The sequence below is a fragment of the Algoriphagus jejuensis genome (genome assembly GCF_039523455.1).
GTDB lineage: Bacteria > Bacteroidota > Bacteroidia > Cytophagales > Cyclobacteriaceae > Algoriphagus > Algoriphagus jejuensis.
The window spans coordinates 100,925-114,298 of sequence record NZ_BAAAFI010000044.1 but is presented as its reverse complement, the minus strand read 5'-3'; the positions used below and the strand labels follow the sequence as shown (position 1 = coordinate 114,298).

Below are 13,374 nucleotides of genomic sequence, written 5' to 3'. Positions count from 1 at the left end.
TCAAATTCGAAGCTTTTTTTATTCCTTAGACAACAACTCCCCCTTTGCGTTGCTGAATTTTCAATTTTTGAAGATTTTTAGCTATATTCAAGAAGTCACCATTTTCAAAAAAAGGAGCTCCTTTTTAATTTTTACTTTAACAACCATGTCAAAAACAATCATTGTCTCCAATAGGCTTCCTGTGTCCCTACGCGTCAAAAAAGGGCAATACGAATCCAAACCCTCTGCCGGTGGATTGGCCACAGGCTTGGGCTCCATCTACAAAGAGGGAGAAAACATCTGGATAGGATGGCCAGGAACAGTGGTAGAAAATCCAGAGCAAAGGGCAGAGATCATTCTAGATCTCCATAACCACAAGATGGCCCCGGTTTTTCTTTCCCAACAAGACGTCGAGGAGTTCTACGAGGGATTCAGCAATGAGACCCTTTGGCCGGCTTTTCATTACTTCACCCAGTACATGATCTACAATCCGGAGCATTGGCAAGCCTACTACCGGGTCAATGAGATGTTTTGCGAAGCAATCCTCAAGAAAGCCGAACCTGACGACACGATTTGGGTGCATGACTATCAACTCATGCTCCTCCCAAAGATGCTGCGGGAAGCTCTTCCAGATGCTACGATAGGCTTCTTCCAGCACATTCCGTTTCCTTCCTATGAGATCCTCCGCATGATTCCTTGGAGAAAAGAAATCCTAGAGGGCGTTTGTGGAGCTGATTTGATCGGTTTTCACACTTATGACGACATGAGGCACTTCCTCAGTGCGGTTGGAAGGATCACCGGACTATCGTCGGAAAGTGGCTATATCCAGGCCGAAAATCGCATTATTAATGTTGATTCTTTCCCGATGGGGATCGACTATGGAAAATTTGAAAAACAGGCGAAATCCAAGAAAACCCAAAACTTGGTGGCCGAGTATCGTAAACAACTCGGAGATCATAAGTTGATACTCACGATCGACCGACTGGACTATTCCAAAGGGATTCCCCAGCGACTGCACGCCTTCCACCAATTGCTGCTTGATCATAAAGAACTCCACGGGAAAGTGTCGATGATGATGATCGTGGTACCCAGTCGCGACCAGGTACAGTCGTATAAGGAGTTAAAAGAGGAGATCGACCTACTCGTAGGCAGGATCAATTCAGAATATTCTACCCTTAACTGGATGCCGGTTCAATATTTCTACCGAGGATTCCCTTTTGACGAATTGAGCGCATTTTATAGTATGTCCGACATCGCTTTGGTGACGCCGCTGAGGGACGGGATGAATCTCGTCTGCAAAGAATATGTCGCAAGCAAGATCAACCAAACCGGCGTTTTGATTTTATCCGAAATGGCGGGAGCCTCCAAGGAGCTGCAAGACGCTGTTTTGGTAAACCCAAATGACAAGCAAGGTGTCGTGGATGCGATCTACCAGGCGCTGAACATGCCGACCGAGGAGCAAACAGAACGCATCAAATCGATGCAGAAAAGTCTAAGGAAATATGATGTCTTTCAGTGGGTTGATGTGTTCATGGACAGACTGAGGCATGTCAAGGCCAAGCAAGCCGAGTTGACCTCCAAAATCGTCGACGGAGAGGTGATGGAAGAAATTGTCAACGCATTTCAGGGGGCTAAAAAACCTGTTTTCTTCTTGGATTATGATGGTACGCTGACCGGTTTTACCGGAAATCCGCAGGATGCAAAACCTGATCAGGAGCTTCAAGATCTCGTCAGATCACTAAGCCAGCGGGCACAGGTCGTGCTGATTTCCGGTCGAGACAAGGATACGCTGGGAACTTGGTTTGAGGGTTTCGATGTCGATCTGATTGCAGAGCATGGAGTATGGATGAGAAAAAAGGAAAACCCCAGCGAATGGGAACTCTATGCCGAAATCGAGGACAGCTGGAAGGAAGACATTCGCAACATTATGGAGTATTATGTGCTGCGAACGCCGGGAGCATTGATCGAAGAGAAACACCACTCGCTCGTCTGGCACTATCGCAAGGTGGAGAAGGGTCTCGGAGACCTCCGAATGAGAGAGCTATTGAGCCATCTCAAATACATGGCTCGCGGGCACAATCTCCAGGTACTCGAAGGAAACATGGTACTGGAGATTAAGCGACCCGATATCAACAAAGGGCGGGCCGCGCTGAACCTGCTGAAAGGGCACGAAAATGATTTCATCCTGGCCGTCGGAGATGACTGGACGGATGAAGACACCTTTAAGGCGCTGCCCAAGGAGGCCTATACCATACGGGTGGGGTATTCCTATACCCAAGCCGATTACAATATCAAATCTTTCCGCCAGGTAAGAAATCTACTGAGCAAGCTGGTGCGCTAGAGCCCAGCTCAAGTTTTACTCAAAGTCAAAATCCCTGGATAATCGCTTTTTAGTGGCGACTATTCAGGGATTTTGGACTTTTAGCGTAGGATATTTCAGAGAAAATTGGGCCTGTCCAGCTTTCTCCCTATGCGAAATGCTGCATTCATCAGCCCCACATGGGAATAGGCCTGCGGAAAATTGCCCCATTGGCTACCCGTTTTTTGATCTACATCTTCAGAAAAGAGCTGAAGGTGATTGCAGTATTTGGTCAGCGTCTCAAATCCCTCAATCGCCTCATCCAGTCGATTCACACAAGCCAGCGCTTCAATGTACCAAAACGCACAGATGAGGAAGGTCGTCTCCGGCGTCCCGAAATCGTCCTGGTGCTTGTAGCGGTAAAAAAGGTAGTCCTTTGCCAAAAGCTCGCCTTCCAGCGCTTTGAGGTGATTGTTTGCCCGCTCGATGTCATTCCCAAAATAGCCCATCGTGATCAGCTGTAGGGTACTTGCGTCCATGTAGATCGATCCGATTGCCTGCGCATAGGCTTGCCTCTCGGGAATGTAGCACTCTTCGATTTTTCTGGCTGCCTCTGCTTTGAGTTCGACAGCCTTAGCGTACATCTCCTGATTTTTGAGGCGATTGGCAATCTTCATCGCTGCCGACGCTCCTGCCCAGTGGAACAAAAAGGTATAGCAATGTTGCTGTGCCAGATTCCTGAATTCCCACAAGCCGGCATCTTTTTCGTGCATGGTGTGCTCGATCTTGTTGAGGAGATTCATGATCATCGGCTCGGAGTAGCTTTTCTCTTTTGCTGTGAATCGGTGATCGGAATACAACGGAAGCAGGGAGACAAGGACTTGTCCGTAAAGGTCATTTTGAACGTGAGTGTAGGCCAAATTCCCAAAGCGTACCGGCTTGTTGCCTAGATAACCTTCCAGCGGGGAGATTTCTTCTGTCAAAAACCAGTCACCCGTAATGGAGTACAAAGGCTGATATCGGTTGTCTTGGACGGTAGGCAGGTTTTGGATGTATTCGAAATATTTCTCCAACTCCTCAAAGTGACCGATGCTATTGAAGCAGGTCAGCGTGTAGTAACTATCCCGGATCCAGCAGTAGCGATAATCCCAGTTTCGCGTAGAGCCGGGGGCTTCCGGTAGCGAAGAGGTGGAGGCGGCAATGATGGCTCCGGTGTCTTCGTATTGGTGGATCTTGAGAATCAAGGCGGATCGTAAGACCAGCCGCTGATGAAAATTGTAGATACTCGTGGACTTGACCCAGCTATGCCAGTACTCCGTGGTAGAGTTGAGAAATTGCTCCGCGGTCATTTCGATAGGTGCTTCCAGCGGACGACCATAGGTGAACACCAAATAGATCGGGCGCTGCAATACAAAACTTTTTTCCTCGACGATGAAGCTGAGCGGCGCGTTGGTTGTCAGGCGTACTTCCTGATCATAGCTCCGGTACTGAATATGATTGCTGCCCTGCGTTCCTTTGAGCTTGACCGTACCCCGCTCCCCTACTGGCTGGCATTTGATTGTGATTTTGGGATAGCCCTTGACTGGTTCAATCTTCCGGATGATCATCAGCGGGCGGTAATAGCGGTCGAAGTTTTTGAATCGCGGAGCAAAATCCGTGACTTTATAAGCCTCATCCCCTGTCTTGATGACCGTCTCCAGAATATTCGTGTTTTCCCGATAAGTCTGAGTGGATTTAAAGTTTTCTGTACCTGGCAGGATCGTAAACTCTCCTCCTTTTTCCTTGTCGAGAATCCCCCCAAACAAAAAGTCTGAGTCAAATCTTGGCATACAAAGCCAGGATATGTTGGTGTTCTTTTGAATATGGGCGATAAAGCTGCAATTTCCGATCAAGCCGGAATCATAAAGGTGCTTTTCCATTTAGCTAGTGGTTTGGTTAAAAAAAATGCTATTGCAATAGGGCAGCTTTCAATAAACTAAAAGCGGCAATAGCATCCAAGATACTGGCACGGAATCTCCCAATTCACTCAAAATAAGTGCAACCCTGCTTTATCGCTCCATCATGATCCAGCCGTTTGGATCCACGATAGGCGGTGTGGCACTGTTTACTTCAGCCGGTTTCGGTCCTAGGTTTACTCTCACTAGCCCGTCGGAGGTCTGGATTTCCACCGGCATCGTAAAGTCAATTCCCTGGAGAGAAATGGCATAACCGGACTTGCCCCTTTTTCCCACCTTAAGTTTTGGCAACGCGGTACTGTAGAGATAGAGATCGAAAAAACCCGTAAGATCCTGACCGGAATACTCCTGCACAAAATCCGTAAAATCCTGCGTGTCGACCATATTCTGATAGGTGAATCGTTCATCAGTGGCAAAGGCTTTGATCATCGGGAAGAAAACCTCGTCACCCAAAATCCCCCGAAGGGAATGGATGACCATGGCACCCTTGGAGTAGATCTCCCCGTGATAGGCCACTTCCTCCGTGGAGTTAACCGGACTGACGACCGGCTTCTGGTGAGGGATAGATTTGTAGTCAGTCTTGACCTTGCCAAAATAGGCCTCTGCCCCACCGTGTTCCCAATAGAACAGGAAATCTCCATAGGCAGTCAGGCCCTCATGAAGCCACATGTCAGCAAAATCCGCCACGGAGATCTTGTTGCCAAACCATTCATGACCCAGCTCGTGATGCAGCAACCAGTCGTATTGGGTATCTCCCATGGGCACAAATTGGAAATTGTTGCCATAAGCATTGATCGTCTGATGCTCCATTCCGAGGTAAGGAGTCTCGACGACGGCGATCTTATCCTTAGGAAAAGGAAATGGGCCGAAATACTTTTCCTGTGTTTCCGCACTCACCTTCAAAACCTCAAGCAAGGCCATGGCTTTTGCCCGATTTTCCTGCAAAACCCAAACGTGCATTGGGACGATTTGCCCGGAAACAGACTGAAAGTCCAGCTTTTCCTCTTGGAAAACACCCATCGTAAAGTTGATGTTGTACACATTGATCGGATAGGTAGTCGCCCAATGGTAAGTAAGTTTATCCTCACTTTCTTTGGTCTCGATCAGTCGTCCGTTGGAAGCGACAAAGTACGGCTTTGGTACTGTGAGGATCATGTCCGCTCCGGCGCTGGGTTCGCTGGCGGGATGATCCAAAGCCGGCATGAAGACCTGCGAACCATCCCCTTGGTCGGACAGCCCCATCCAATAGTTGTCGAACTGGTCCTTTTCCCAGGTAAACCCTCCTTCCCAGGGCGGGTCCTGGGCAATCGGAGTCTTACCGCCATAGAAGACCTGCACCTGATCGCAGTCACAATTGCCAGGGAAGATATCCACTAAATCGTCATGACGATTGAATTGCACCTCCTTGCCTCCCATCAGGACTTTTTCGACCTGATACACATCGATGAGATTGAGTCGAAGAGTGTCCAGTTTTTCGTCAGCAGAGAAGGTAATGGTATTGGAACCTTGGATGCTTTGGGTTTCGGGAAAAAACTCCAACTCCAATCGATAATGCCGGACTTTGAACTTCTGCTGCAAGGGGTCCATTGGCCCACCCCAATCCCAGCCTTGGGCTAACGTGAGTTGGGCGAAAAGGGTCAATATCGAGAGGATAGCTGGTTTTTTCATGTCAAATAGGAATGGAACTTCACGGGAATCGGTAAAGGATTTGATTCATCGGCACACCAAATTCTACCGATTGGCTTTCTGAATCTTTGTGAAAACCGACGCTCTTGTAGAGGTGAACAGCGGGATCGAGTCCTGAGGTGGTGTAGAGGTAAGCGGACGAGTATGCTTTTTCATGATAAAAAGCCATCCACTCTGCCATCAGTATTTTCCCCAAGCCAATTCCCCGGTAAGCTTTTTCAAGGATGAAATACCGCAATTGAGCCTGGTTTTCCGGGCGATGCATGAGGAGCAGAAAACCGACCATTTTGCCCTGGGCCTCTACGACCCAAACGCGGTCTTTTTCGGGATCAAATTGCCGATGAAATTCCACGAGGCTTTCCATTACGTAGGTTTCGAAACCAAATCCAAAACCGTGCTCTTCGGCGTAGATCTTCCCATGGAGGTACGCGACCTGTCCAAGATCGCCTGATCTCAGCGTGTTTCGGATCGAAAAATTTTCCATCGCGCAAATTAGCCAGCTGTCAGATAAACGAAAAACCGCCCGAACGAAACATTGGGCGATATTTTCTTAATCTTCTGCGTAGTTGAAAGCGTCAACTTGCTCTTTGACCCAGTCCAGATATTTGTCCTTACGGTACTCGACCCATTCGCTTTTGTACTTGGAACCATCGATCACAAACTTAAACCCGGTGGCTGCCTTTGGTTTGCTGAGTGCATTGACCAGATCTTCGGCGAGGCTTTTTTCCTTGATTTTGCGATCCACGAAGTCCTGCATCATCTGATGCTCTTGCGATGGCTCCATCTTGGTAAACTCGGCAAAATTGTCCGGATCTTCGTCAATTTCGTCTAAAACATCCTCTTCTTCTTTGGTCAGATCGTAGTTGAAGTAGTCTTCGTCGTCGGGCATTTGGTGGATCTTCTTCTTGTCTATGCGATAGAAGCAGATCATTCCTTTCAATAATTGGGTAGCGATAGTATCTACCTCTTTTTCAGTAAGCGAAAGCATGTATTGGATTCAAGATTTATCGAAAAATAACGAAGACTAAAATTTCGTCAAATTGTTTCAAACATAGCAATCTCCGGGCTAAAAAATAGTCTCATTTCTTTCTATTTATGATTTTTTCTAAAAGCCCGGCATCCAACTCATGTCCACCGGTATGCGACAGTCGCAAAACATCCTTTCCCATGCTGGAAATCAATGCCTCCTGCTGGATCACATGGTCAGAAGTAATTAGTTCGTCCGCGCTTCCGACTGCCAAAATCACCTCTGTTTCCCGAAATGCCGATTTTGATTTTTCAAGATTTAAGTCTAAAGCAAATCCACCCGCCCAAAGTACCAACGTGTCAATCTTTCCGTCCCATTGACTTGCCCAGCGGGTCGCTGTGGCTGCCCCTTGAGAAAATCCCAAGACATGGATAGTTGGCCGATGCGGATATTTTTCCAGAAAAGAATCGAGTAAGGTGTCCAAAAACCGGTGGTTGTTTGCAATAGCCGTTTCCCGCTCGTGCTTGGTCATCCAGTTGGCACCAACACGCCCCTGAAACCCCTCTAGGTAATTGTAATTGGTCCCTTCGGGCGCAATAAAAATTCTGTCCGGTGAAAAAACAGTCTTGAATTTTCGGACAAAAAACTCCGCGAGCTGCCCATATCCGTGCAAAACCAGCCAGATTTCTCGCTCCTCGTACGATGGTTCGTTGGAGAGATAGTAATGTGCTTCGTACGGAAACTGAATGGATGTTTTCACGAGTTGGTAAAGAAATCATTGAACTTCAACGGCAAAAGTGGAGAGATTCCTCTGACCCGTAGGATATTTCCAGTAGCTGTCAAAATCAGAACCGTGACAGATTTTCCAAAGCGTTTTTCGGCTTCGTTGATTGTCTGGCGACAAATGCCACAGGGAGACACATCTGCCCAGTTTTCGTCGGCCGCGCGTTTGGCGACAATGGCAAGCATGACGGGAGCTGAGTTGGGATAGTTGGCACCGGCGTAACCCAGGACTAGACGCTCTGCACAGGAACCCGCCGGGAAGCTGACATTTTCCTGGTTGGAAGATTGAAAGACTTCCCCATTTTCCAGCAGGACTGCGGCACCCACCTGAAAGTCAGAATAGGGTGAGTAAGCCATTTTAGCCACGCTTTGAGCTCTTGAAAGCAAGGTCTGCTCCACATGATCCAACTCTTCAGGACTTAATTCCTCGATCTCTGAACTCAGAATTATCTTTTTCACAGTAAAATTCAGTTTAGAAAAAACCAAACCGTCAAAGTAAGGAATTGTTCTTTAATTAATTTTAATAGGGCTGTTTCCGCCAAATATATTCCCAATTTTGTACCGTAACCCTCAAGCGATGAACACGATTTTAATCCTTGGAGCCGGGAAATCGGCCACTTTTTTAATTGACTATCTGGCAGAAAGCTGTGAAAGAAAAAACCGGCGTCTGATCCTGGCTGATCTGAATTTGGATACGGTCAATCACAAACTTCACGGCCGTCGCTATACTACAGGTGAGCAGCTGGACTTGGAGGATGGGACGAGACGAAAATCACTCCTCAGTCAAGCCAATGTGGTCATCTCCATGCTTCCGGCAGCTATGCACCCCATGATTGCCAGAGATTGCATCGAGCTGGAAAAGCACTTTTTTTCCGCCTCCTATGAATCCGATTTCCTACGGGAAATGAGGCCTGAAATCGAAAGGAAAGACCTTTTCTTCCTAAATGAATGTGGCTTGGATCCAGGGATCGATCACATGTCGGCGATGAAGATCATCGATGATGCGAAAGCCAAGGGCGAGGAAATCCTCTCCTTCAGATCCTATTGCGGGGGCTTGTTGGCACCGGAATCCGAGGACAATCCCTGGAAATACAAGTTTACCTGGAACCCCAGAAATGTCGTGTTGGCTGGGCAGGCGACTGCGCGGTACATCCAAACCGGTGAGCTGAAGTATGTCCCCTACCACCAGCTTTTCCGGCGGACTGAAACGATCAGTTTTCGCGGTTTGGGAGACTTCGATGGCTATCCCAACCGGGACTCACTCAGCTACCGGACGGTGTACGGACTGGAGGATATTCCGACCATGATTCGAGGGACACTTCGCCGAGCGGGTTACTGCAAAGCCTGGGATGTCTTTGTTCAGCTAGGGATGACCGATGATTCCTTTCAGATGAAAATGCCCGATGACGCTACGTTGAAGCAGTTTTTGAATGCTTTCCTCCCCTTTCATTCGCAACTGAGCGTGGAGGAAAAACTCGCTGAAGTAATCCCCGAACTGGATTTCCCAACTTTCGAAAAGCTGCAATGGTTGGGATTTTTCGAAAACAGAAAACTGCCCATAACCAAAGGTACTCCCGCACAACTCCTGCAAGCCATCTTGGAAATCGACTGGAAGCTACAGCCAGAAGACAAGGACATGATCGTGATGAAGCATCTGTTTGAGATCCAAACTACCGAAGGCATCAAAAAAGTGAGTTCCAGTTTGGTAAGTTTCGGGCAGGATTCAGTCTACACGGCCATGGCCAAGACCGTTGGGTTACCGCTGGCGATTGCGGTAGATCTGTTTTTGGATGGAAAAATCCCGCTGACCGGACTGCATGTCCCTATCCTCCCCGAACTTTACAATCCTATTTTGGCAGAATTGGAAAAATGGGGAATCGGGTTTGAAGAGACCGTTACGTTCTAAAAAAAACCTGCTTCTGGAGAAGCAGGCTAGCTTGGTTTCTTGATTAGGGCTTCCAATCTGCCGGCGGACTCACCGAGGTGCCCTGAACCGTCAGACAATCGTCTGGGATCAATGCGTTATTTTGATGAAAAGTAAGGTCTGAATTGTTAACGTAGATTCGCTTGGTAGTTTCACCCGCTGCGATAAAATACCCAAGAACCACCTCTTCAGGATTGTCTAAGCTGGTCATGTTGCCCCGAATAGTTGCAGGAGGTGGGTCAAAAACGGAGCCGCTGATCTCCGCCTGTTGCTTGACTAAGCGCAGGAATCGATAGGCTTCCTGAGAGATCCCAAGCTGCTTCACATCAATTCTGAATGTTCGCACAAATCGCCTACCATCGTCCTCTATAAAGGCAACAGGGATATGAGTCGTCAAGCCATTGAAGTCATCGTCTGTCTCGACAAACATGCTCCGGTTGCTGGAAATCTCAGTGCGATAGCACGTAAAACAGCAGGGCTTTGGTTGAGGTATCCGATCGGGGTTTGCGGGGGACGTCGGAGGTGTGTAGAGATCCGGTCTGGTCTCCAACACGTACGTTGCAGGGCCGTTTCTCCAGTAGTAGAAGTTGTTTTGGTCTCCGGGGTCATTCACCTCCGCGATCACCTGAATTCCGGATCTGGGATTTTCGCCGCCGGCTTGATCGATCACCACAGTACGAATCCCGACGTTTTCCAGCGCAGGCACCGATTCGACTTTTTCCGGACGTGATGCATAGGTCTTTCCATCTATCGTCTCGATCAGAAGCGTATAGGACTTGCCGATTTCAGCTTGGAAACTCGCCGAAGTGAAGTATGATCCCCTTGCTTCCGAGCTTTCTGTAAGTATCGTCGTAGCCCCGGACTCGTCACGAACCGCTACCGTGGCTTGGGTCACCGGCCTGATCAAGGCCTCAAAGATGCTACCATACGTTGCCGTTCGAGTGAGCGTCACGGCATGCGGCCCAGGGCCGGAGGTGATGGTTGCCTCTACCATAAGGAGCTGCTCACCTTCGGGAACGTCAAGCTTGTAAGGTTCGATGCAGGCCACCGGAAGGATCAAAGCTAAAAAGATCAGTCGTCTTAGCATCTTGTCAAAATTTGATTGCATAGCTTAAGCTTGGAAGAGGTACGCCCAAAAGGGCTAGTCTAAAGGACTGCGGCGGCGATCCTTCGGAATGATCGAAATAGACAGAGAATGGATTTTTTCTGCCGTATACATTCAGTAGGGAAAAGGTCCAGTTGCCATCAAAGAACTTGCCCTCACCTGCAAACTTAAAATTCAGCGACATATCCAGTCGGTGAAAATCCGGCAGTCGACCTTGATTACGGTCGGCAAAATAAGCCAGCGTGTTGCCAGAATAGTCGAACTTTGCCGCCGGCAAAGTCACCGGCCTTCCGGTACTGTAGGCAAATGTCGCGGATACTGACGTATTTGTACTGATTTTGTAGTTTCCTATCAGCGTCAGATCATGGGGTTTATCAAAGTTGCTCGCATACCATTCTCCATCGTTGATGTTTTCTTCCTCAAATGAGGTGATCACCCTTCTCAGCGACCTGGAGTAGGTATAAGACACCCAACCCGTGATTCTACCAAGGTTCTTTTTCACATAAAGCTCCAAGCCGTAGGCTTGTCCTTCAGCCGGGACGAGCTCAGTTTCGATGTCATTCTGGAGAATCAGGTTAGCGCCGTCCTTGTATTCCACCACATTCTGAAGGTCTTTGTAATAAACTTCCAGCGAGGTTTCGAAGATGTTGCCCTTGAAATTCTTAAAGAATCCCAACGAATATTGGTCTGCGATCTGCGGAGCAAGGAATTGATCGCTCAGCTTCCATACATCGGAAGGGGCGATGGTGGCCGTATTTGAGATCAAGTGGATAAACTGGTACATCTTGTTGTAGCCAAGTTTGATCGAGCTGGACTTATTGAAGGAATACCGAACGGAAGCCCGAGGCCCCAACCCATTGTAGGTTTGGATAACCTCCCCGTCCGAATACACCGTTTCCGATATGGCACTTCCGTCCGAAATCGGCTCGTTTTCCTCGTAGTCTCTCACCGTACGAGGGCCTAGATATTGGTAGACATCATACCTCAGCCCATAAGAAAATCCAAATTTTTCTCCGAGTTCGAACTCGTGCTGAAAGTGAGCCGCCAGCTCTCGCCCAAGTTCGTCCTGCACCTTTTGAGGCAAAATATCCTCCTCCCCTTCCGGTATCAGTTCACCCGGCTGTATGCCGACTTGCTTAAACATCCCGCCAAAAGAAAACTTGCTGGTCGGACTGAAATCATAGAACAGATTTACCCGTCCCCCCAGATCCTTAATGTCAGAGTTGATCCTAAAATCGTTGATCCCGGATTCATTGAAAATCCCATAATCATAGACGGTATAGTAACCGAGGACATCCAGACTGAGTTTTTCACTGAGTTTACTTTTCCATTGAAGGGAATGAGCGGTATTTTTCCAAGAAATGGTCGTATCGGAGGAAAAAGCAAAATCATCGTAACTGGTGTAGTAGCTGTAAGTAAACTCGTTGTTTTCCGACACCGGAGCGCTGATGATGATATTCCCGTCGTAAAAATTGGCGTTGGAGTTTCGCAGGGTCTCATTGCTCATCGCCTTCAAAAACCAATTGATGTAGGATATCCGAAAGCCGCCTAAGATCGAAACTTTGTCCTTGACCAGTGGGCCGTTCAAGGAGATCTTTCCGGAGTAGTTGCTCACGGACAGGTCTCCTCCCCAGTGATCCACTCCACCAGCCTTTGGCAAAATATCTAAAATCGCAGAGCTCCTTCCGCCAAATCTGGAGGGAACGGCGGCCTTATAAAGTGTCACGTCATTGACCATGTCGGCATTGAAAGCTGTGAAAAGCCCAAACATGTGCGAAGGATTATAGATCGGGGCTCCGCCAAACTGAATCAGGTTTTGATCCACTCCTCCACCACGGACATTTAGTCCTGAGGAGGCTTCCCCGACTTGACTTACCCCCGGAAGCGTGGCCAGAGATCGGACGATATCCACTTCTCCCAAAAAAGGGGGCAGTTCCTTGATCGTGTTCATGCTCAAAGTGACCGCTCCCATGTCCGTGGAGCGGATGTTTTTCTCAGGATCTCTGCCAAAAATCACCACATCGTCCAGCTGAAAATCCTCCTGAATCATCCGGATAGTCAGCCGCCCATCTCCAACCGCAGTGATCGGATAGTCAATAAGCTCGTAACCCACATATCTGAATTGCAGGTTGTACTCAGCCCGGCTTAAAACAAGATCGAAACTTCCATTTGTGTCGGTGACACGCGTCACGTCCAGTTCGGGCACAGAGACGGTTGCACCTACCAAGCCCTCTCCGGTGATTTCGTCGATGATTCGTCCTTGGATTTTTATGCCTTTGAGCTGTCCGATGTCGCGACCGACAACCTCTCGCTTGCCGGGAGTCACAGTCTGAGCCCAAGCCGACTGACCTAGCAAGAAAAGCGCAAGGAGTAATATTTTTTTCATAGACAGGTGTAAAATCCCCTTGGGATCAGATCGGCAGACTCCCTTGGAACTGGGAAGCAAACCGTGGTGAAAAGCTGAAACACAGGGTCGGATGCTAGGTCCAGAGTATGGGATAATAAACTACGGGCCATGCAGACTAAATTCATGGTAACCAATGCCTCCTTTCTCACCGGAACGTCAAACATCGTTTCGGTTTGGCATTGTTATTTCCGATCGGGAAATGCGTAAAACAGCAAGACCTTGGAAGGAGTGGTGGTTGGTGAAATCAAAAATAGAAAAAGCCAAATAAT

The 13,374-nt window shown here is 48.3% G+C and carries 10 protein-coding genes; 2 read left to right on the top strand and 8 right to left on the bottom strand.

Going from position 1 to position 13,374, the window contains the following annotated elements; genetic code table 11:
- Positions 1-145: 145 nt before the first annotated feature.
- On the top strand, positions 146-2,320 hold the full coding sequence (locus ABD031_RS17765) for a bifunctional alpha,alpha-trehalose-phosphate synthase (UDP-forming)/trehalose-phosphatase (protein WP_343853895.1): 2,175 nt from the start codon (positions 146-148) through the stop codon (positions 2,318-2,320).
- A 95-nt stretch (positions 2,321-2,415) separates the two neighbouring features.
- On the opposite strand, the gene ABD031_RS17760 is transcribed toward ABD031_RS17765, so the two are convergent.
- From ABD031_RS17760 to ABD031_RS17735, 6 genes are all read right to left on the bottom strand, one after another.
- Complete coding sequence (locus ABD031_RS17760; RefSeq protein ID WP_343853894.1) at positions 2,416-4,197, bottom strand: glycoside hydrolase family 15 protein; 1,782 nt, start codon at positions 4,195-4,197, stop codon at positions 2,416-2,418.
- A 129-nt stretch (positions 4,198-4,326) separates the two neighbouring features.
- Complete coding sequence (locus tag ABD031_RS17755) at positions 4,327-5,901, bottom strand: M1 family metallopeptidase (RefSeq protein ID WP_343853892.1); 1,575 nt, start codon at positions 5,899-5,901, stop codon at positions 4,327-4,329.
- Between the two features lie 19 nt (positions 5,902-5,920).
- Positions 5,921-6,403, bottom strand: a complete 483-nt coding sequence (locus ABD031_RS17750; RefSeq protein WP_343853890.1) for a GNAT family N-acetyltransferase — start codon at positions 6,401-6,403, stop codon at positions 5,921-5,923.
- Between the two features lie 66 nt (positions 6,404-6,469).
- Positions 6,470-6,907 (bottom strand): UPF0158 family protein, encoded by a 438-nt coding sequence (locus ABD031_RS17745; protein ID WP_343853889.1) that lies wholly within the window; start codon positions 6,905-6,907, stop codon positions 6,470-6,472.
- Between the two features lie 91 nt (positions 6,908-6,998).
- On the bottom strand, positions 6,999-7,646 hold the full coding sequence (locus ABD031_RS17740; protein ID WP_343853886.1) for an alpha/beta hydrolase: 648 nt from the start codon (positions 7,644-7,646) through the stop codon (positions 6,999-7,001).
- Positions 7,643-8,128: a cytidine deaminase gene (locus ABD031_RS17735; protein ID WP_343853885.1), complete on the bottom strand. Its 486-nt coding sequence runs from the start codon at positions 8,126-8,128 to the stop codon at positions 7,643-7,645. The genes ABD031_RS17740 and ABD031_RS17735 overlap by 4 nt, the downstream gene beginning before the upstream one ends.
- Before the next feature lie 118 nt (positions 8,129-8,246).
- On the opposite strand from ABD031_RS17735, the gene ABD031_RS17730 reads away from it, so the two are divergent.
- Positions 8,247-9,575, top strand: a complete 1,329-nt coding sequence (locus tag ABD031_RS17730) for a saccharopine dehydrogenase family protein (RefSeq protein WP_343853884.1) — start codon at positions 8,247-8,249, stop codon at positions 9,573-9,575.
- Between the two features lie 43 nt (positions 9,576-9,618).
- Here the strand turns inward: ABD031_RS17730 and ABD031_RS17725 are convergent, their stop codons facing one another.
- Positions 9,619-10,680, bottom strand: coding sequence for a DUF4249 domain-containing protein (locus ABD031_RS17725; RefSeq protein WP_343853883.1), 1,062 nt, complete (start codon positions 10,678-10,680; stop codon positions 9,619-9,621).
- A gap of 4 nt (positions 10,681-10,684) precedes the next feature.
- Entirely contained in the window at positions 10,685-13,084 is a 2,400-nt protein-coding gene (locus ABD031_RS17720) for a TonB-dependent receptor (RefSeq protein ID WP_343853881.1), read from the bottom strand.
- Positions 13,085-13,374: the final 290 nt, after the last annotated feature.